The organism is Wenzhouxiangella sp. XN79A (assembly GCF_012272825.1).
In the GTDB taxonomy this organism is placed as follows: Bacteria; Pseudomonadota; Gammaproteobacteria; order Xanthomonadales; family Wenzhouxiangellaceae.
Map to the genome: position 1 here is coordinate 1 of NZ_JAAWWS010000151.1, position 18920 is coordinate 18920.

General features: G+C 68.6%; 17 protein-coding genes. 15 read left to right on the top strand and 2 right to left on the bottom strand.

Translation table 11 applies throughout. The annotated features are described in order from the left end of the window. On the bottom strand, positions 1–884 hold an 884-nt coding region (locus HFP89_RS09375; protein WP_168717402.1), incomplete at its 3' end, for a DUF2868 domain-containing protein. Between the two features lie 170 nt (positions 885–1054). On the opposite strand from HFP89_RS09375, the gene ccoN reads away from it, so the two are divergent. From ccoN to fnr, 12 genes are all read left to right on the top strand, one after another. Continuing rightward, on the top strand, positions 1055–2515 hold the full coding sequence (gene ccoN, locus HFP89_RS09380) for a cytochrome-c oxidase, cbb3-type subunit I (RefSeq protein WP_168717403.1): 1461 nt from the start codon (positions 1055–1057) through the stop codon (positions 2513–2515). Positions 2516–2528: 13 nt separating this feature from the next. Beyond that, positions 2529–3167: a cytochrome-c oxidase, cbb3-type subunit II gene (gene ccoO / locus HFP89_RS09385; RefSeq protein ID WP_168717404.1), complete on the top strand. Its 639-nt coding sequence runs from the start codon at positions 2529–2531 to the stop codon at positions 3165–3167. Beyond that, entirely contained in the window at positions 3164–3337 is a 174-nt protein-coding gene (locus HFP89_RS09390) for a CcoQ/FixQ family Cbb3-type cytochrome c oxidase assembly chaperone (RefSeq protein WP_168717405.1), read from the top strand. Before ccoO ends, HFP89_RS09390 begins: the two co-directional genes overlap by 4 nt. Continuing rightward, complete coding sequence (gene ccoP / locus HFP89_RS09395; RefSeq protein WP_168717406.1) at positions 3334–4245, top strand: cytochrome-c oxidase, cbb3-type subunit III; 912 nt, start codon at positions 3334–3336, stop codon at positions 4243–4245. The genes HFP89_RS09390 and ccoP overlap by 4 nt, the downstream gene beginning before the upstream one ends. Positions 4246–4249: 4 nt before the next feature. Continuing rightward, complete coding sequence (locus tag HFP89_RS09400; RefSeq protein WP_168717407.1) at positions 4250–4528, top strand: hypothetical protein; 279 nt, start codon at positions 4250–4252, stop codon at positions 4526–4528. 205 nt (positions 4529–4733) lie between these two features. Continuing rightward, positions 4734–6116 carry a cytochrome c oxidase accessory protein CcoG gene (gene ccoG, locus HFP89_RS09405; RefSeq protein WP_168717408.1) on the top strand — a complete coding sequence of 461 codons (1383 nt, stop codon included), beginning with the start codon at positions 4734–4736 and terminating at the stop codon, positions 6114–6116. A 181-nt stretch (positions 6117–6297) separates the two neighbouring features. Further along, positions 6298–6801, top strand: coding sequence for a FixH family protein (locus HFP89_RS09410; protein ID WP_168717409.1), 504 nt, complete (start codon positions 6298–6300; stop codon positions 6799–6801). Between the two features lie 69 nt (positions 6802–6870). Then, positions 6871–9312, top strand: a complete 2442-nt coding sequence (locus HFP89_RS09415; RefSeq protein ID WP_168717410.1) for a heavy metal translocating P-type ATPase — start codon at positions 6871–6873, stop codon at positions 9310–9312. Next, positions 9309–9524 (top strand): cbb3-type cytochrome oxidase assembly protein CcoS, encoded by a 216-nt coding sequence (gene ccoS / locus HFP89_RS09420; protein ID WP_168717411.1) that lies wholly within the window; start codon positions 9309–9311, stop codon positions 9522–9524. Before HFP89_RS09415 ends, ccoS begins: the two co-directional genes overlap by 4 nt. Further along, positions 9521–10234, top strand: a complete 714-nt coding sequence (locus tag HFP89_RS09425; protein WP_168717412.1) for a sulfite exporter TauE/SafE family protein — start codon at positions 9521–9523, stop codon at positions 10232–10234. Before ccoS ends, HFP89_RS09425 begins: the two co-directional genes overlap by 4 nt. 117 nt (positions 10235–10351) lie before the next feature. Continuing rightward, positions 10352–11743 carry an oxygen-independent coproporphyrinogen III oxidase gene (hemN, locus tag HFP89_RS09430; protein WP_206212297.1) on the top strand — a complete coding sequence of 464 codons (1392 nt, stop codon included), beginning with the start codon at positions 10352–10354 and terminating at the stop codon, positions 11741–11743. A 151-nt stretch (positions 11744–11894) separates the two neighbouring features. Continuing rightward, entirely contained in the window at positions 11895–12653 is a 759-nt protein-coding gene (fnr, locus tag HFP89_RS09435; RefSeq protein WP_168717414.1) for a fumarate/nitrate reduction transcriptional regulator Fnr, read from the top strand. Positions 12654–12743: 90 nt separating this feature from the next. Here the strand turns inward: fnr and HFP89_RS09440 are convergent, their stop codons facing one another. Then, on the bottom strand, positions 12744–15356 hold the full coding sequence (locus HFP89_RS09440; protein ID WP_168717415.1) for a M14 family zinc carboxypeptidase: 2613 nt from the start codon (positions 15354–15356) through the stop codon (positions 12744–12746). A gap of 167 nt (positions 15357–15523) precedes the next feature. On the opposite strand from HFP89_RS09440, the gene HFP89_RS09445 reads away from it, so the two are divergent. From HFP89_RS09445 to glnA, 3 genes are all read left to right on the top strand, one after another. After that, entirely contained in the window at positions 15524–16150 is a 627-nt protein-coding gene (locus HFP89_RS09445) for a YbhB/YbcL family Raf kinase inhibitor-like protein (protein WP_168717416.1), read from the top strand. Positions 16151–16360: 210 nt separating this feature from the next. Further along, positions 16361–17158, top strand: coding sequence for an undecaprenyl-diphosphate phosphatase (locus tag HFP89_RS09450; RefSeq protein WP_168717417.1), 798 nt, complete (start codon positions 16361–16363; stop codon positions 17156–17158). A gap of 169 nt (positions 17159–17327) precedes the next feature. Beyond that, positions 17328–18737, top strand: coding sequence for a type I glutamate--ammonia ligase (glnA, locus tag HFP89_RS09455; RefSeq protein WP_168717418.1), 1410 nt, complete (start codon positions 17328–17330; stop codon positions 18735–18737). Positions 18738–18920: the final 183 nt, after the last annotated feature.

The following is an 18920-nucleotide window of genomic DNA, read 5'->3' on the forward strand; positions in this document are numbered from 1 at the left end:
GCCCGGCTGCGGTCCAGCGCCAGCCGCTGCCGCCGATGCAGCAGCAGGAACACGATCGCCAGGACCAGTCGCGGCAGCAGGCCGAGCAGGGCCAGCAGGGCCAGCAGCACCCCGGCCCACAGGCCGCGGTCGACCGCCGGCGAGCGATCGATCAGCAGCGCGGCGACGGCTTCGCGATCCGGCGCGGCGACCCCCGGCCACAGCGCGCCGACCCGGCCCAGTGCCTCGATGACCGGGGCCAGCGCATCCGGGCCGAGCAGCGTCGAGCCCCAGGCGAAGTCGAAGCGCAGGCCGATGAAGGCGGCGGCCAGCAGCAGCAGGGCGCCGGACAGGTAGCCGGCCCAGAACAGGTGGGTCGCGGCGCTGGCGATCCGAGCGCCGCCGGAGCGGCCGTACTCGGCCAGCGCGCCGGCCGCCGCCCGGCCCCGGCCGGAGGCGTCGAAGCGGCGCGCCAGCGCGGCGGCCGCCAGCCAGATCGAGCGGCCGGGCAGGCCGGTGGCGGCATTGCGCGGCCACAGCCAGGCGACCAGCCAGATCGCCAGCATCAGCGACGGCAGGCCGAGCAGCGTCAGCAGCGCCCACGAAAGCTGGACCACGCCGTCGCCGCCGAGCAGCGCCCGGGCCGCCGCAGCACCGAGCAGCGCGCCCAGCACGGCCAGTACGAGCAGGCCGATCCGCACCCCGGCCAGGGCCCGGCGCAGCGATTCGCCGAGGCGCACCCCGGCCGGATGCAGCCGGGCCCTGAGCGCGATCCGCTCGGTCAGGCCGCCGTCGCTACGCGCCGCCCGGCGGGTCGCCGGGTCGTCGAGCGAGGGACCGCCTTCGGCGTCCTCGAAACGGCGCAGCGCCTCGCAGCGCAGCCAGTCCGATGGAGCGAGCGGCATGTCGGCGGGCGGTCGGTGGTGGGCGGTATCCATGAGCGGCAAGGATACCCCGGTCGATGATTCGGGCCGCGTTCGTGGCCGGCCGCGTGAAGAGTTGACACCGATCAACTCGACCCGATCGCCGGGCCACGAGAATGTCGCCCGAACGCTGCCATCGGAATAAAAAGCTCATGGAACAAGCAACGACGTACGATGATCGGGTCGCGTCCGGGGCCACGGCCACGACCTACAACGATCGGGTGGTCAAGCAGTTCGCGGTCATGACCGTGGTCTGGGGGATCGTCGGGATGACGGTCGGTGTCCTGATCGCCGCGCAACTGATCTGGCCCGACCTCACCTACGGCATCGAGTGGCTGAGCTACGGCCGTCTGCGTCCGCTGCACACCAACGCGGTGATCTTCGCGTTCGGCGGCTCGGCGCTGTTCGCCACCAGTTACTACGTGGTCCAGCGCACCTGCCACGCGCGATTGTTCGGCGGGCCGCTGGTCGGCTTCACCTTCTGGGGCTGGCAGGCGGTGATCGTCGGCGCGGCGGTGACCCTGCCGCTGGGCATCACCATGGGCAAGGAATACGCCGAGCTCGAATGGCCGCTGGCCCTGCTGATCGCCGTGGTCTGGGTGTCCTACGCAATCGTGTTCTTCGGGACGATCGCGAAACGGCAGATCAAGCACATCTACGTGGCCAACTGGTTCTACGGCGCGTTCATCCTGACCATCGCGGTCCTGCACATCGTCAACAACCTGTCGATTCCGGCCGGCATGTGGAAGAGCTACCCGGTCTACGCCGGTGCCGTTGACGCGATGGTGCAGTGGTGGTACGGCCACAATGCGGTCGGCTTCTTCCTGACCGCCGGGTTCCTCGGCATGATGTACTACTTCGTGCCGCGCCAGGCCGGCCGTCCGATCTACTCCTACCGGCTTTCGATCGTCCACTTCTGGTCGCTGATCGCGATCTACATGTGGGCCGGTCCGCACCATCTGCACTACACCTCGCTGCCGGACTGGGCCCAGACCCTCGGCATGGTGTTCTCGCTGATCCTGCTGGCGCCGAGCTGGGGCGGCATGATCAACGGGATCATGACGCTGTCCGGCGCCTGGCACAAGCTGCGCACCGACCCGATCCTGCGTTTCATGATCGTCGCGCTGTCGTTCTACGGCATGTCGACCTTCGAAGGGCCGATGATGTCGATCAAGACGGTCAACTCGCTGTCGCATTACACCGACTGGACGATCGGCCACGTGCACTCCGGTGCGCTGGGCTGGGTCGCGATGATCTCGATCGGCAGCCTCTACACCCTGTTCCCACGGCTGTGGGGCGTGGAGAAGATGTATTCGATCAAGGCGATCGAGTGGCACTTCTGGACCTCGACCATCGGCACCGTGCTGTACATCACCGCGATGTGGGCCGCCGGCCTGATGCAGGGCCTGATGTGGCGCACGTTCAACGATGACGGCACGCTGACCTACACCTTCATCGAGGTCCTGAAGCGCACCGAACCGTTCTACATGCTGCGCCTGCTCGGCGGTGTCGTGTTCCTCAGCGGCATGGTGTTCATGGTCTGGAACGTCTACAAGACCTGGCAGAACGCGCCGGAACGCAACAAGGCCGTGGCCATCCCGCAGCCGGCCTGAAGGAGAGACCGACATGGCACATGAAACAATCGAGAAGAACATCGGCCTGATGGCCGTGCTGATCCTGGTCGTCATCAGTCTCGGCGGGTTGACCCAGATCGTTCCGCTGATGTTCAAGGCAACGATCGTCGAGCCGGCCGATGGCGTGGAACCCTACAGCGCGATCGAGCTGGCCGGCCGCGACGTCTACATCGCCGAGGGTTGCTACGGCTGCCACAGCCAGCAGATCCGCCCGTTCCGCTCCGAGACCGAGCGCTACGGCCACTACTCGGTCGCCGGCGAGTTCGTCTACGACCGGCCGTTCCAGTGGGGTTCGAAGCGCACCGGGCCGGACCTGGCCCGGGTCGGCGGCAAGTACTCCGACGATTGGCACGAGCTGCATCTGATGGACCCGCGCGCGGTGGTGCCGGACTCCAACATGCCGGCCTACCCGTGGCTGGCCGAGAAGCGGGTCGACCCGGCCGAGATCCAGGGCCGGATGCGTGCGTTGCGCCGCGTCGGCACGCCGTACACCGACGAGCAGATCGCTGCGGCCGGCGACGACCTGGTCGGCGTGACCGAACTGCAGGCGGTGATCGCCTACCTGCAGGGCATGGGGCAGGACTGGACCGGTCAGCGCACCGCGCCGGTGGTCGCCGGAGGCAGCCAGTGAGCGGCGGCATCGTCACGCTGCTGTCGCTGCTGGGTTTCCTGGCCATCGTCGTCTGGGTCTTCATTGTCAAGCGCCGCGAGGATTTCGACGAGCAGGCCCACCTGCCGCTCGAGGATTCCGACGAACAGGGCGACGCCGCTGAACACGAGCATCGGGAGAAGGAGTCATGAGCACGTTCTGGCACTGGTACATCATCGCGCTTACGGTCGGCACGCTGATCGTCACGGTCTGGTTCCTGGTCTGGTCCCAGAAGCTGCGCATCGAATCGAAGAAGGAAGACGACGGCAGCGAGACCACCGGACACGTCTGGGACGGCGACCTGCGCGAACTGAACAACCCCCTGCCGCGCTGGTGGCTGGGCCTGTTCTGGATCACGATCGCGTTCTCGATCATCTACCTGATCCTGTATCCGGGTCTCGGTCGCTACGAAGGCGTACTCGGCTGGACACAGGAAAAACAGTACGAGGAAGAGATGGCCGATGCGCGTGCCGCCTTCGAGACGCAGTTCGCCGAGCTGGCCAACATGGAGCTCGAGCAGCTGGCCGTCAACGACCAGGCCGTGGACATGGGCCGCAACCTGTATGCCCACAACTGCTCGACCTGCCACGGCGTCGACGCGCGCGGTGCGACCGGTTATCCCAACCTGACCGACGACCACTGGATCTGGGGCTCGGAGCCGCAGCAGGTCCTGACCTCGATTCTCAACGGTCGCCGTGCAGCGATGCCGCCGTTCGGTGACGCGCTGGGCGCCGAAGGCGTGACGCGGACCGCCGTCTACGTCCAGCAACTGGCCGGTCAGGAGGTCGACGCGTCGATGGCCGCCGCGGGTCGGCAGCACTACATGCAGGTCTGCGCGGCCTGCCACGGACCCGAGGGCAAGGGCAACCCGATCCTCGGCGCGCCGGACCTGACCGCCGGGGTCTACACCTACGGCGGCGACCTGGATACGATCCGCGCGACCATCCGGAACGGACGGGCCGGCGTGATGCCGGCGCAGAAGGACCTGATCGGCGAGACCCGGACGCGCCTGGTCACGGCCTACATCCTGAGCATGCAGGACCGGTTCGGCGGAGAGTGACGGCGTGAGCGAATCGACGAGCGGCTTCATCGAGCATCCGCCGCGCCCCCTGGCCCAGCGCCTGGGGGCGATCCTCTGGCCCTCGTTCTTCGGCGCCGGCGTGGCCACCATGGTGCTGTTCGCCTTCGTCGATCCGATCGACCTGGCGATGATCAGCTTCCCCGAGGTCGAGATCTCGCGCGAGGCCGGCTACACCATCGCCTTCATGGGCTTCTGGGCCGGCTTCGCCTCGGCCTGCACCTTCACCTGGCTGCTGCTGAGGCCGCGGTCCCGGTTCCATTGATGCCTGGAAGCCTTTTTCGAAAACGTCCGAACCGCAGATCACCGCAGATGACAAAAGGAGAAGCGGAGCAATCGAGATGCCGGCCGGCAGGCCGGACAGCGAGTATCGAGCGGCGGAGCGCAGACCCGGGTGGTCCCTTTCTTGCTGCTGGTCCTCTGCGTGTCTCCGCGAAATCTGCGGTTCACTGTTTTTCCAGGATCTCAACATGAGCACGAGTGCACCCGACGAACTGAAGCTCTACGTCAAGGCCCCCAAGGTCTACCCGCGCGAGGTGTCGGGGCGTTTCTCGCGGCTGCGGGTGCTGGCCGCCTGGGTGTTGCTGGGGCTGTTCTACGTGCTGCCCTGGATCAACCTGGGCGGGACGCAGATCGTGCTGTTCGACCTGCCGGCCCGCGAGTTCCACGTGTTCGGGCTGACCTTCTGGCCGCAGGACTTCTTCATGCTGGCGCTGCTGCTGGCGATCGCGGCGATCTCGCTGTTCTTCTTCACCGCGCTGGCCGGGCGCTTGTGGTGCGGGTATGCCTGTCCGCAGACGGTCTGGACCGAGGTGTTCCTGTGGATGGAACGCTTCGCCGAGGGGCCGCGCAACAAGCGCATGAAGCTCGACAAGGCACCGTGGACGGCCGAGAAGGTGCGCAAGAAGGCACTCAAGCAGTTCCTGTTCATCACCTTCTCGTTGTGGACGGGCATCACCTTCGTCGGCTTCTTCACGCCGATCCGGGAACTCGTGCCGTCGCTGCTGGCCTTCAACGCCGGCGGCTGGGAGGTGTTCTGGACCTTCTTCTACGGCTTTGCCACCTACGGCAACGCCGGCTACCTGCGCGAGCAGGTCTGCAAGTACATGTGCCCCTACGCCCGCTTCCAGTCGGCGATGTTCGACGACGACAGCCTGGTCATCTCCTACGACCGCGAGCGGGGCGAGCCGCGTGGCAAGCGGCGCAAGGATGCCGACAAGGACGCGCTGGGTCTCGGCGACTGCATCGAGTGCCAGGGCTGTGTCCAGGTCTGTCCGACCGGCATCGACATCCGCGACGGCCTGCAGATCGAGTGCATCGCCTGTGCGGCCTGCATCGATGTCTGCGACGAGGTCATGGACAAGATGGGCTATCCGCGCGGGTTGATCCGCTACACCACCGAGAACGCGCTGGCCCACAAGCCCACCCGCGTGCTCAGGCCGAGGCTGTTCATCTATCTCGGCGTGCTGCTGGCGCTGATTGCATTGTTCGGCCTGGTCCTGACCGGCCGCGAGGCAATCCATCTCGACGTGCTGCGCGACCGCAACGCGCTGTACCGCCTGGCCGGTCCGGAGATCGAGAACCCGTTCTCGCTGAAGATCACCAACCGCACCGAGCAGATGCAACGCCTGACCGTGACCGCCTCGGGTCTGGAGGGATTGCGCGTGGTCACGCCGACCGGCGCGATCGAAGTGCCCGCCGGCGAGGTCGTCGACCGACCGATGACGCTCTCGGTGCCGGCCGACCGGGTCGGTCCGGGCATGCAGACGATCGAGATCCGGCTCGACGCCGAAGACGAGGACGGCCCCGACACCACCGCCGAGACCCGGTTCTTCGTGCCGTCCGGCGGCTGACGCCGATTCGATCGGCGCGCTCGGTCAGCCGCCGCATCGATCGGCCTTCCGCTTGCAGATCGGCTCATCCGATCGGCCGGGCCGATCGAATTCGGCGCGTACAATGGCGTGAAGGTTTGACGCCCATCAACCCGGCGGCCCGGATCGTCGGGGAAGATGCGCAAAACGCCGGAGACCCGCGATGCAGCGCACCGATTCCACCCCCTGGTACAAGCAGTTCTGGCCCTGGTTCATTCTCGCGATCCTGGGCTGGGGCGTGGTGTCGGCGACCACCACGCTGGTCTTCGCGGTGCTCAATCCGCCGCAGATGATGACCGGCGACTACGCCAGGCTCGGCAAGGCGCTGGTCGACACCCACGTCCGCTTCGACCGGGCCGAAGCGCTGGGGCTGGCCGGCCGCCTGGCGCTGAGCGGCGACGAGCTGCGGCTGGACCTGCAGTCGGTCGAGGCCGATGCGCTGGCCGATACCGTCCTGCTGCTGGCCCAGCACCCGACCGACGCGTCGCGTGATCGCCAGCTGATGCTGATCCGCACGGCCGACGGGCGCTATGCCGGCCGGGTCGAGTCCCTGCCGCCGCGTGGCCGGATGATCGTGTCCGACCTGGAGCAGAGCTGGTGGATCTCGTCGGCCTATGAGCTCGAGGACGGCGTGGTGGACATCCAGCTCGTCCCGGAACATCTCTGACCGCGGCGCGCGGTCGGTCTTGGACGACGTTCACGTTCGGGTCATGAAATCGATGCCGGTGATTCTTCGATGAGTGAAACTTCCTGCTTCCACTGCGGCGAACCGGTGCCGCCCGGGGTCGAGCTGTCGGTCGAGATCGACGGCGAGGCCCGGCCGATGTGCTGCAGCGGCTGCCGGGCCGTGGCCACCTTGATCCACGAATCCGGCCTGGGCCGCTACTACGACTTCCGTGACCGCCTGCCCGAGCGCCCCGAGGCCGACCGGGCCGGCGACTACCTGGCCTGGGATCGAGACGCGGTGCTCGACTATCACGCCACGGCGCCCGGCGCGGACCGGCGCAGCATCGTGCTGGTGCTGGAAAATGTCCATTGCGCGGCCTGCGCCTGGCTGGTCAACCACTACCTGTCGGGGTTCCCCGGCGTTGCCGAGAGCCGGCTCGACGTCGGCGACGGCCGCCTGCGGCTGACCTTCGATCCGGCCGCCACGCCGCTTTCGCAGCTGGCCGCGGCGCTCGATCGGCTGGGCTACCCGCCGCACCTCGACACCCCGGATTCCGGCGTCGAACGCGATCGCAACGAGCGCCACCGGATGCTGCGCTACCTGATGGTCTCGGCACTGGGCATGATGCAGGTCATGAGCTACGCGCTGGCCAAGTACATCGGCGCCTTCCAGGGAATGGATGCCCAGACCGAGGAGTTCTTCCGGCTGATCAGCATGCTGGTTGCCGTGCCGGTGGCGCTGTATGCCGGCCAGCCGTTCTACCGATCGGCGCTGCGGCATCTCATGCAGCGCCATCTCGGCATCGATGTGCCGGTGGCCGCCGCGCTGCTGATCGCGCTGTTCTCCAGCGTGCTGATCACGCTGTTCGGCGAGGGCGAGGTCTACTTCGACTCGGTCGTGATGTTCCTGTTCTTCCTGCTGCTCGGCCGATTCGCCGTGATGGTGGCGCGCCAGCGTTCCGGCGCGGTGCACAGCGCGCTGGCCCGGGCGCTGCCCGACCAGGCGCGGCGGGTCACCGACCGCGGCACCGAGACCGTGGGCGTGGTCGAACTGGCCGCCGGCGACCGCGTGCTGGTCGGCGATGGTGAAGTCGTGCCGGCCGACGGTCGGGTCGTCGAGGGCCGCGGCCGGGTCGACGAGTCGCTGCTGTCGGGCGAATCCGAACCGCGCGGCCGCGTGCCCGGCGATGCCGTGCTGGCCGGCAGCCTGGTGGCCGGCGGCTCGCTGACCGTGCGGATCGAAGCGGTCGGCCAGGCCACCGTGATCAGCGGCATCATCGAGCTGCTCAGCGAAGCGCGTCGACGTCGCCCGAGGCTGGCCCTGCTGGCCGATCGTGCGGCCGGCATCTTCATCGCCGTGATCCTGGCCTCCTCCGTCGTCGCCGGCGTCGCCTGGGGCCTGCACGATCCGTCGCGGGTGATTCCGATCACGCTGGCGATGCTGGTCGTGGCCTGCCCCTGCGCGCTGGCTCTGGGCACGCCCACGGCGCTGGCCGCGGCCACCCGCAGCCTGGCCGAGCAGGGCGTGCTGACCGCGAACCCCGATGCGCTGGAAGCCCTGCCGGACATCACCCACGTGATGCTCGACAAGACCGGCACGCTGACCGAGCCGAGAATGGCCATCGTCGATGTCCGCGCCGCGCAGCCCGACCGCGCGCTGGCCGTCGCCGCAGCCCTCGAGCGGGCCAGCGCGCATCCGATCGCAAGCGCATTCCGGACCCACGACGACGGCCGCCCGGTCATCGACGCCGACAGCGTGGCCGGGGCCGGGGTCAGTGCCGAAATCGATGGCCGCCGATGGTGGCTCGGCCGGGCCGACTGGGTCGCCGGGATGGCCGGGCATGCGATCGAGGTACCGGCCGAAGGGATCTGGATTGCGCTGGCCAGCCACGACCCGGCGTCGATCGCGACCTTCGGCATCGACAGCCGGTTGCGCCGCGGTGCCCGCGAACTGGTCGCCGGCCTCGAGCAGGCCGGCATCGAAGTCCACCTGGCCTCCGGCGACCGCGCCGTGAACGTGCGGCGGATCGCCGAGCAACTCGGCATCGAGCACGCCGAGGCCGGCATGTCGCCGCAAGACAAGCTCGCGCGCGTGGCCGAACTGCAGGCGCAGGGCGCACGGGTGGCCATGGTCGGCGACGGGATCAACGACGCTCCGGTGCTGGCCGGCGCCGACATCGCGATCGCACTGGCCGAAGGCGCGGCGATCGCACGCACCCAGGCCGACCTGGTGGCCACCGGGCGCGACCTGCGGCCGCTGGTCGACCTGTTCCGGCGCGCCCCGAAGGTTCGCCGCGTGATCCGCCAGAACCTGACCTGGGCGCTGACCTACAACATCTCCGCGCTGCCGCTGGCGGCGGTCGGCCTGGTTCCGCCATGGGCCGCGGCGATCGGCATGTCGGCCAGTTCGCTGGCCGTGGTGCTGAACGCGCAGCGGCTGGGCCGCCGGACGGTGCCGGCCCGCGGCGCTGCGTCGATGGCCGCCGGCGAAACCGCGCCGGGCGCGGCATGAACATCATCTACCTGCTGATTCCGCTGTCGCTGCTGCTGCTGTCGCTGGCGGTCTGGGCCTTCTTCTGGGCGGTCCGCAACAACCAGTTCGACGACCTCGAAACGCCGGCCCTGGACGTGCTCGAAGACGAAGACGATGTGCGCAAGCGTCGGTCGTCACGGCAGGCCGCCGGCTCCGGCGAGAACTCGACGGCGGACGAGGACCGGGAATGACCCCGGGTGCGGCGCTGGTCACCGGACTGCTCGCCGGGCTGTTCGGTTCGCCCCACTGCGTGGCGATGTGCGGCGGGATTCTCGCCGTGCTGCACGGCCAGGTGCCGCGCGGCCGGGACGCCCTGGCCGCGGGGTTCCACGTCGGTCGCCTGACCAGCTACCTGATTCTCGGCCTGTTGCTGACTGCACTGGGCATGCTGCCCGAGCAGGTCCTGCCGGCCGGCGGCGTGGTCGTCTTCCGGGTGGCGCTGGGCCTGCTGCTGCTGCTGATCGCCGCCTACATCGCGCTGCCGGGCCGGCTGCGCGACGTGCTGGGCGAGGCCGCCGCGCCGCTGACCCGCCGGGTCATGCCGCTGTTCGCCCGCATGCTGCCGGCCGATCGCTTCGACAAGGCGGTCGGCCTGGGGCTGCTGTGGGGGCTGCTGCCGTGCGGCCTGCTGTACGGCGTCCTGGCCGCGGCCTGGTTGCTCGGCGACCCGGTCGCCACGATCGCGCTGGTGCTCGGCTTCGGCCTGGGCACGCTGCCGCTGCTCGTCGGGGGCGGGCTGGCCGTGGCCCGGTTGCGCAGCCGGCTGCGGGCGGTGTGGCTGCGCGGCACGGCCGCCACGGTCGTTGCGCTGACCGGTGTGCTGGTCGCCGCCGGCCCCTGGCTGGCCCACGCGACCGATCACTCGGCGGTGCGCTTCCTGGTCGACTGCGTCAGCGGTTGATGCACGAAATCTTCGGCAAAGTTGATTGCGGTCAATGATTGACCGGTCGACGCTCCCTAGACTGCCTAGCCATCGGAAACCGCAGCAACTGCCCTCCAGATCGCGATGAGCCAAGCGATGCGACCACGATTCGATGCCGACCTGATCGCCCGTTACGGCGGCGAAGGGCCGCGCTACACCTCCTACCCGACTGCCCTGCAGTTCGACGACGCGTTCGACGCGCGCGCCTGGAAACGTGCCCTGGGCGAGAGCAACCGGCTGCCGATTCCGGCCGACCTGTCGATCTACGTCCACGTGCCGTTCTGCTTCAGCCCGTGCTTCTATTGCGGCTGCAATCGGGTGATCACCCGCTCGCCGTTCGCCGGCCAGGAGTTCCTCAACGACCTCGAGCGCGAGATCGACCTGGTCGCGCCGAACATCGACGACGATCGCGAGGTCCGCCAGGTGCACCTGGGCGGCGGCACGCCGACTTTCCTGCAGCCGATGCAGATCGAGCAGTTGATCCGGATGCTCAAGGCCCGGTTCCGGTTCGCCTCGGATGCCGAAATCGGTCTCGAGGCCGATCCTCGTTCGCTGGAGCCGGAAGACCTGCCGCAGTTGCGGCGGATCGGCTTCAACCGCCTGTCGCTGGGCATCCAGGACCTGGATCCGGACGTTCAGCGCGCGGTCAACCGGGTGCACGACCTGGCCCGGATCGCCTCGATCTTCGGCGCGGCGCGCGCGGTCGGCATCGACTCGATCTCCGTCGACCTGATCTACGGCCTGCCGCTGCAGACCACCGAGGCCTTCGCCCGGACGGTCGAGGACATCCTGAACGAGCTTCGCCCGGACCGGATCTCGCTGTTCAACTACGCCCACATGCCCCATCGCTTCAAGGCCCAGCAGCGGATCAAGGGCGAGGACCTGCCGACCCCGACGGTCAAGCTGGCGCTGTTTCGCAATACCTTGTCGCGTCTTCTCGATGCCGGGTACGAGTTCATCGGCATGGATCATTTCGCCTTGCCCGACGACGATCTGGCCCGAGCCCACCGCGACGGCACCATGACGCGCAACTTCCAGGGCTATTCGACCCATGGCGGGCTCGACCTGCTGGCCTTCGGTCCGAGCGCCATCGGCCAGGTCGGCGACGCCTTCGCGCAGAACCATCGAGGGTTGCCGGACTGGCAGGCCGACGTGCGCGCCGGCCGGCTGCCGATCGCGCGCGGCCTGGTCCGGACCACCGATGATCGGCTGCGCGCCGAGGTCATCAGCACGATCATGTGCACCGGTGAGGTCCGCTACGCCGATTTCGAGCAGCACTACGAGTTCCGCTTCCGCCGCTATTTCGCCGACGCGCTGGCGCGTCTCGAGCCGCTGGTCGACGACGGTCTGATCGAATGGGTCGAGGACGGGTTCCGCGCGACTGCGGCGGGCCTGCTGTTCCTGCGTGCGGTCGCGATGGCGTTCGACGCCTACCTCCAGCCGGCCGGAGACTCCAGCGGTCCGCGTCGGTTCTCACGGATCATCTGAGCGCCCTGGATCCGGGCCGAAGGGCGACGGCCGGGCCCGCATCGGCGATCGGAAAAACATCGGCGATTCCATTGTCTGACCCTGCTGCGTGAAGGACGCATCGTCTGCTATCCTTCGAATATCAGCAGGTGATGATCCAAGGAGTCCGGCGATGAGTGAACCGATTTCCCTGAAAGAAGCCGGCCAACCGACGACATCATGCCGCGACTGCGGCCTGTTCGACCTGTGCTTCGCCCAGGATGTGGCCGAGTCGCGCCGCGACGACCTGGACCGGATCATCCGCCGGCAGCGCCCGCTGGGCCGGGATGTCCATCTCTTTCACGCCGGCCAGAAGCTCAAGAGCATCTGCGTGGTTCGTTCCGGGACCGTCAAGACCTACCAGATTTCCCGCGATGGCGACGAGATCGTCACCGGCTTTCACTTGCCCGGCGAGCTGATCGGTCTTGATGCGATCGGCAACGAGGCCCATCCGGAGTTCGCGGTGGCGCTCGAGGACAGCCGGTACTGCGAGATCCCGTACCGCGAGCTGCAGAAGATTCTCGACGACAGCCCGGACCTGAACCATCTGCTGCTGAAGCTGCTGTCGATCGACATGGCCGAGACGCGCGAACTGATGCTGGTCATCAACCGGCTCGACGCGCGGGCCCGCGTGGCGACCTTCCTGCTGAACCTGTCGCGCCGCCTCACGCGGCGCGGCAAGGACGGCGACAGGTTCCGGCTGGCGATGGACCGGCGCGATATCGCCAACTACCTCGGCCTGACCATCGAGACCGTCTCGCGCACGCTGAGCTGGATGCAGAAGCAGGGCATGCTCGCCGTGCGCGGCAAGCTGGTGTCGATCGTCGAGTCCGACGCGCTGCTCGACGTGGCCGGCCGGGAACACGAGGACCTGGTGGCCGGCACCGGCTGATCGAGGCCCGGCCCGGACCCGACCCGGATCCTCGAGCCGGGCCGCAGCCCGGCTCGTTTCGTTGTTCCTTCAGGATCGCGCCGCGGCGGGTTACGGTCGGTTTGTCCGCCGGACCTGCTGGCCGTGGAACAGCGCGTTGGCCAGCAGCCGCTCGGCGCCGGCCCAGTAGCCCCGGAACACCACGTCGTCGGCAATCCGAACGACCAGGCCACCGCCGAAGCGGTCGGCGCCGATCGCGGTGGTGGCGGCCAGCTCCTCGGCGACCGGAGCCGCCAGATAGCCGGCCACCAGCGGTGATTCTGTGTAGCGCGCCGGACGCGCGTAGCGATTGTCGGTGGTCTTCAGCACGTGCGCGCCCTGGCGGAACAGCACCAGGCGACGATTGTCGCGACGATCGTCGCGACGATCGTCGGCATCATCGCTCCGGGCCCGGCCATAGCCCCAGCCCAACGGGTGGGTAGGGTCCAGCGTCACCGCCAGCGCCGAGCCGCCGATCAGTCGCCGAGCGGCGTCGAGCTCGAAGTCGGCGTAGCGCGCCGGGGTGGTGTCCGGGTCGGCGTCGCCTGCCTCTTCGTCGATGAACGACCAGCCCAGGTCCAGCGACTCGACCCAGGCGGCGGCATTGCGCACGGCGATCAGCTGGCCGCCGCCGCGGACGAACTCGACCAGCCGCGCTTCGAACGCGTCGCCGAACCCGTCGTAGCGGCCGCCCGGCAGCAACAGGTGGGTGTAGTCGTCGAGTTCGCCGGGCAGGTCGGTGACATCCAGCATCGTCACCGGCTGGTCGAGGTGAACGTCGAACCAGCGCCAAAGGGCGCCGGCGCTGTAGGGGTTCAGCCCGTCGCCGGTCAGCAGCGCCGCGCGCGGCGGCTCGATCACCGGCAGGCTCGGGCTGCCGAGGTCGAGGCCGTCGCGGGCCAGGCCGGAGCGGACCGCGTGGATCGCGACGGCGTGTCGCTCGCCCAGGGCGGCCAGTCGTTCGGCGACCGGCGCCAGGTGGTCGGGCTGGATTCCGCCGTGCACCACCACGCTGCCCCGATCGAAGTCCAGCGTGCCCGAGCTCGTCTGCAGGGTCATCGGCGCCTCGGCGGCCTGGACGCGGTAGCCGTCGGCCAGCAGGGCGGCGAGCACGGCCGGCGCCCGGTGCTGGCGCCAGTCGATGGCCCAGGCCACGGCGTCGACGGCCGGGCTGTCCGGCGCCGGCCCTGCCAGCGTGGCCTCGGTCAGCGCTGCGCCGGTCGCCGGCAGGCGGCGGACCGGCTCCAGCGGCAGGTCGAAGGCGTACTGCAGCGGCCAGGCCGAGACGTCGTAGAAGGTCTCCATCGGCAGCTCGGTCGGCGTGTCGAAGATCGCCTCGACGAATCGGCCGAGGTCCTGGCGGGCGGGAATCGCCCAGGCCGAGCCGGCCGGAAACTCCCTGCCGTCGATCGAGATCGCGCCGCTGACCGTACGCACGTCGATGCCGTGACCGACCAGCATTGCCAGCAGCCGTTCGGCGCGGGCCGGGTCGCCGCCGTCACCGAGCAGCCAGCCGCCGCGGCGGTCGTTGTCCAGCGCCTCGGCGAAGAAGTCGGCCTGGTGGGCGCGCAGCTCGTCGCGCAGCGCCACGCTCGCCTCCAGCGTCGACAGCGAGGTCCGGACCTGGTTGGCGATGGCCTCGGCGAAGGTGCGCCGGCCGTAGGGCGTGTCCATCACGTGACCGCGCGACGAGCCCTGCTCGAACAGGATGCCGACGCCGCCGGTCAGGTCGGGGTAGGTCGAGCCCTTGCCGAGGTAGTAATCGTCGAAGCTTTCCCGGCTGTAGTACGGTTCGCCGGCGGCGTCGAGCCGCTCGGCATGGTACTCGGCGATGCGGGCGGTCAGCGCGTAGACGCGCTCCGGCGTGGCCGGGTTGTTGCGCTCCGGAATGCCGGGCTGGAAGAAATAGGTCGACCGCGATCCCATCTCGTGGACGTCGGTCAGCACGTGCGGGCGCCACTGCCGGTAGTGCCGGATGCGGTTTCGCGAGACCGGGTGGGTCAGCGGCAGCCAGTCGCGGTTCAGGTCGAACCAGTAGTAGCTGGTCCGACCGTTCGGCCAGCCCTCGTTGTGCTCGCGGTCGTTCGGATCGGCCGACGGGTTGCGCCCGCGGTGCATGTTGGCCCAGTGCGCGAAGCGGTCGACGCCATCGGGATTGATGACCGGCTCCATGACCACGACCACGTGCTCCAGCCAGGCCGCGACCTCGGGGTCGTCGCTGGCCGCCAGCCACCAGGCGACGATCGGCGCGGCCGACGCACCCGAAGCCTCGTTGCCGTGAACCGAGTACCCGAGCCAGACCACGACCGGCCCTTCGCCGTCCCGGCTGGCCTCGATCCGGCCGCGGCGCAGATCGTCCAGTCGGGCCAGTCGATCGGGCGTGCCGAACACTGCCAGCACCTGTTCGCGGCCGCCGCTGGAGCGGCCGATGGTCTCGATCGTCATTCGGTCGGAGACCTCGGCGAGCGCCCGGTAGTACCGCACCAGTTCGTCGTTGCGCGGGTGGCGCGCGCCGGGCTCGAAGCCGAGCAGCGTGTTCAGCGTCGGCAGCCCGGGGCGCGGCGCGGCCGGCCGGTCGAGCCCCGGCAGATCGTCTGCGCCGACCGCCGAGGCCGATAGCATCAGCAGCGTGGCGGCGCAGAAAAACGCGGTGAAGCGAGGACGGCGGGGAGTGCACTGGGTCATGGAAGCAGCCTGTTGGAATGGACGTAGGTCGTCGGCAGCGCCGGGTCGGCCTGCGACGGGGGCCACCGGAAGAACGGTCTCCCTGACAATCCTTCCGATCGTCCGAGTAGGATACCGAGGTCGCATCGACGAGTTTTTCTTCCGGTCCCACGTTCGACGAGGTGAACATGAAGCTCAATTCCAACGACATCCAGGACGGCCGGCCGATCGATCCGCGCTTCGCGTTCGGTCGCCTGTCCGACGACGCGCCGATGGAGCTGTCCGACAACGTCAGTCCGCACCTGGCCTGGGACGACGTGCCCGAGGGCACCCGCTCGTTCGCGATCCTGTGCGTCGATCCCGACGTGCCGTCGATGGCCGACGACGTCAACCGGGAAGGTCGGACGGTCCCGGCCACGCTCAAGCGTGTCGACTTCTATCACTGGGTCATGATCGACCTGCCCGCCGACCGTCGCGAACTCGAGACCGGTGAATGCGGCCGCGGCGTCACGCCGGGCGGCAAGCGCCAACCGCCGGGCCCGGCCGGCACCCGCCAGGGCCTGAACGACTACACCTCGTTCATGGCCGGCGACGAACGGATGGCCGGCCAGTACTACGGCTACGACGGCCCGTGCCCGCCGTGGAACGACGAGCTGCTCCACCACTACCGTTTCGTCGTCTACGCGCTGGACGTCGATCGCCTCGAAGTCTCGCCCGACTTCGATGGCCGCGAAGCCGCCGAGGCCCTGCGCGACCATATCCTGGCCGAGGCCAGCCTGACCGGCACCTACACGCTGAATCCGGAGGTGGGCTGAAATCGGCGGTTTCCGGTTTCCGATTCCCGGTTGTTGGTTGTTGGTTGTTGGTTGTTGGTTGTTGGTTGTCGGTTGTCGGTTGTCGGTTGTCGGTTGTTGGTTGTTGGTTGTCGGGAAGACCGCTCGGAATGGATGCAATGATCTGCGATCGTGAGTTCGACCCCGGAGTCCGGAACCCGTGAACCCCTCCGCTGAAGGCGCCGACCCGTCGTGACGTTCTTCCAGCTCATCGTGCTGGCCCTGATCCAGGGCGTCAGCGAGTTCCTGCCGGTGTCCAGCTCGGCCCATCTGGCGCTGGTCGCGCCGCTGACCGGCTGGGCAGACCAGGGGCTGGCGTTCGATGCGGCGGTGCACGCCGGGACGCTGGTCGCGGTAATGCTCCACCTGCGGCCCGAGCTGACCGGGCTTCTCCGGGACGGGCTGCCGGGCCGCGACCCGGTACAGCGCGTGCTGCTGATCGGCCTGGTGATCGCAACGCTGCCGGCGCTGCTGGTCGGTGCGTTCGCCGCCGACTGGATCGAGGCCTGGCTGCGCAGTCCGCTGCTGATCGCGGTGACCACCATCGTGTTCGGGCTGCTGCTCGGCGCGGCGGATCGCTGGGGGCGGGGCGCCCGGCCGGTCGAGTCGGTCGGCTGGCGCAGCGCCCTGCTGATCGGCCTGGCGCAGACCCTGGCGCTGATTCCGGGCACGTCGCGCTCGGGTGTAACGATCACCGCCGGCCTTGCGCTGGGCCTGGCCCGCGAGGCCGCGGCGCGCTACTCCTTCCTGCTTTCGATCCCGATCATCGCCGCGGCCGGCAGCTGGGGCTTCGTTCGCGGCCTGCGCGACGGCGGAAGCTTCGAGCTGGCCCAGTTCGCGCTGGCCGCGGCGGTCTCCGGCCTGTTCGCCTGGCTGACCATCGCGGCGTTCCTGGCCTGGCTGCGCCGGGCCGGCATGCTGCCGTTCGTGGTCTACCGCCTGATACTGGGCATCGCGCTGCTGGTGCTGTTCTGGCCGCAGCCCGGCTGAGCCGACCCGGACCGCAGGGCTCAACGGATCGAGCCCCTGCGCGCGTCCTCGGCGGCCCGGCCGATCCAAACAATCGAAACAATCGAAAAATCCTCTCGTGTGGTGCCGCGAGGCGCGCGCCAATCCGCTACCATACTTTTGCCTCCCATTCAACAAGGACGACTGTCCCATGAGCGCTGATGACATCCTGAAACGCATCAAGGATGACGAGATCGAATTCGTCGACCTGCGGTTTACCGACACGCCGGGCAAGGAGCAGCACGTGACCCTTCCGGCCTCCGCCGTCGACGCCGACCTGCTCGAAGAAGGCAAGATGTTCGACGGCTCGTCGATCACCGGCTGGAAGGGCATCAACGAGTCCGACATGGTCCTGATGCCGGACCCCTCGACCGCCTTCCTCGACCCCTTCGCCGAACACGCCACCCTGAACGTCACCTGCGATGTGCTCGAGCCGGACACGCTGCAGGCCTACACCCGCTGCCCGCGCTCGCTGGCCAAGCGTGCCGAGGCCTACCTGGCCGCCAGCGGCATCGCCGACGCCGCCTACTTCGGCCCGGAGCCGGAGTTCTTCGTCTTCGATGATGTCCGCTGGAAGAACGACATGGCCGGCTGTTCCTACCACATCGATTCCGAGGAAGCGGCCTGGAACACCCACAAGGAATACGGCGAGGGCAACACCGGCCATCGCCCGAAGATCAAGGGCGGCTATTTCCCGGTGCCGCCGGTCGACAGCCTGGCCGACCTGCGCTCGGTCATGTGCATGACGCTGGAAGCCTGCGGTATCCCGGTCGAAGTGCATCATCACGAAGTCGGCACCGCCGGCCAGTGCGAGATCGGCACGCGCTTCAACTCGCTGACCCGCAAGGCCGACGAGCTGCTGATGCTGAAGTACATCGTGCACAACGTCGCCCACCTGCACGGTCGGACCGCGACCTTCATGCCGAAGCCGCTGGTCGGCGACAACGGCTCGGGCATGCACGTCCACCAGTCGCTGGCCAAGGAGGGCAAGAACCTGTTCTCCGGCGACGGCTACGGCGGTCTTTCGGAAACCGCGCTGCACTACATCGGCGGCATCTTCAAGCATGCCCGCGCGATCAACGCCTTCTCGAACTCGACCACCAACAGCTACAAGCGCCTGGTGCCGGGCTTCGAAGCGCCGGTGCTGCTGGCCTATTCGGCCCGCAACCGCTCGGCGTCGTGCCGGGTGCCGTGGGTGGCCAACGCCAAGGCACGACGGATCGAAGTCCGCTTCGGCGACGCCTCCGGCAACCCCTACCTGACCTTCGCGGCGATGATGATGGCCGGCCTGGACGGCATCATGAACAAGATCGACCCGGGTTCGCCGATGGACAAGGACCTGTACGACCTGCCGCCGGAAGAAGAGCGCGACATTCCGCGCGTCTGCCATGCGCTGGACCAGGCGCTGGACGCACTCGACAAGGACCGCGACTTCCTGAAGGCCGGGGACGTGTTCTCCGACGACCTCATCGACGGCTACATCGCGCTGAAGATGAACGAAGTCACCCGGTTCCGGATGGCGACCCATCCGATCGAGTTCGACATGTACTACTCCGCCTGAACCGGCGGATGGGCGGCGCCGGTCTTCCGGCGCCGCTGTTGTCGGGGTTGCGAATCCGGCTCGCGCGCCGGAACCATCGGTCCCGGACATCGTCCAATGTCGTGAACCGGAAGCGCGCCGTGGCGACACGGCATTGCTTCCATGGAATCCAGTCCGGACCCGACTGGCCGGAGGAGTCGACCC

What these genes read in the sequence shown, in the direction of transcription:
- ccoN (WP_168717403.1), top strand. Translation starts at nt 1,055, where the DNA reads ATGGAACAAGCAACGACGTACGATGATCGGGTCGCGTCCGGGGCCACG.
- ccoO (WP_168717404.1), top strand. Translation starts at nt 2,529, where the DNA reads ATGGCACATGAAACAATCGAGAAGAACATCGGCCTGATGGCCGTGCTG.
- ccoP (WP_168717406.1), top strand. Translation starts at nt 3,334, where the DNA reads ATGAGCACGTTCTGGCACTGGTACATCATCGCGCTTACGGTCGGCACG.
- ccoG (WP_168717408.1), top strand. Translation starts at nt 4,734, where the DNA reads ATGAGCACGAGTGCACCCGACGAACTGAAGCTCTACGTCAAGGCCCCC.
- HFP89_RS09410 (WP_168717409.1), top strand. Translation starts at nt 6,298, where the DNA reads ATGCAGCGCACCGATTCCACCCCCTGGTACAAGCAGTTCTGGCCCTGG.
- HFP89_RS09415 (WP_168717410.1), top strand. Translation starts at nt 6,871, where the DNA reads ATGAGTGAAACTTCCTGCTTCCACTGCGGCGAACCGGTGCCGCCCGGG.
- ccoS (WP_168717411.1), top strand. Translation starts at nt 9,309, where the DNA reads ATGAACATCATCTACCTGCTGATTCCGCTGTCGCTGCTGCTGCTGTCG.
- HFP89_RS09425 (WP_168717412.1), top strand. Translation starts at nt 9,521, where the DNA reads ATGACCCCGGGTGCGGCGCTGGTCACCGGACTGCTCGCCGGGCTGTTC.
- hemN (WP_206212297.1), top strand. Translation starts at nt 10,352, where the DNA reads ATGCGACCACGATTCGATGCCGACCTGATCGCCCGTTACGGCGGCGAA.
- fnr (WP_168717414.1), top strand. Translation starts at nt 11,895, where the DNA reads ATGAGTGAACCGATTTCCCTGAAAGAAGCCGGCCAACCGACGACATCA.
- HFP89_RS09440 (WP_168717415.1), bottom strand. Translation starts at nt 15,356, where the DNA reads ATGACCCAGTGCACTCCCCGCCGTCCTCGCTTCACCGCGTTTTTCTGC.
- HFP89_RS09445 (WP_168717416.1), top strand. Translation starts at nt 15,524, where the DNA reads ATGAAGCTCAATTCCAACGACATCCAGGACGGCCGGCCGATCGATCCG.
- glnA (WP_168717418.1), top strand. Translation starts at nt 17,328, where the DNA reads ATGAGCGCTGATGACATCCTGAAACGCATCAAGGATGACGAGATCGAA.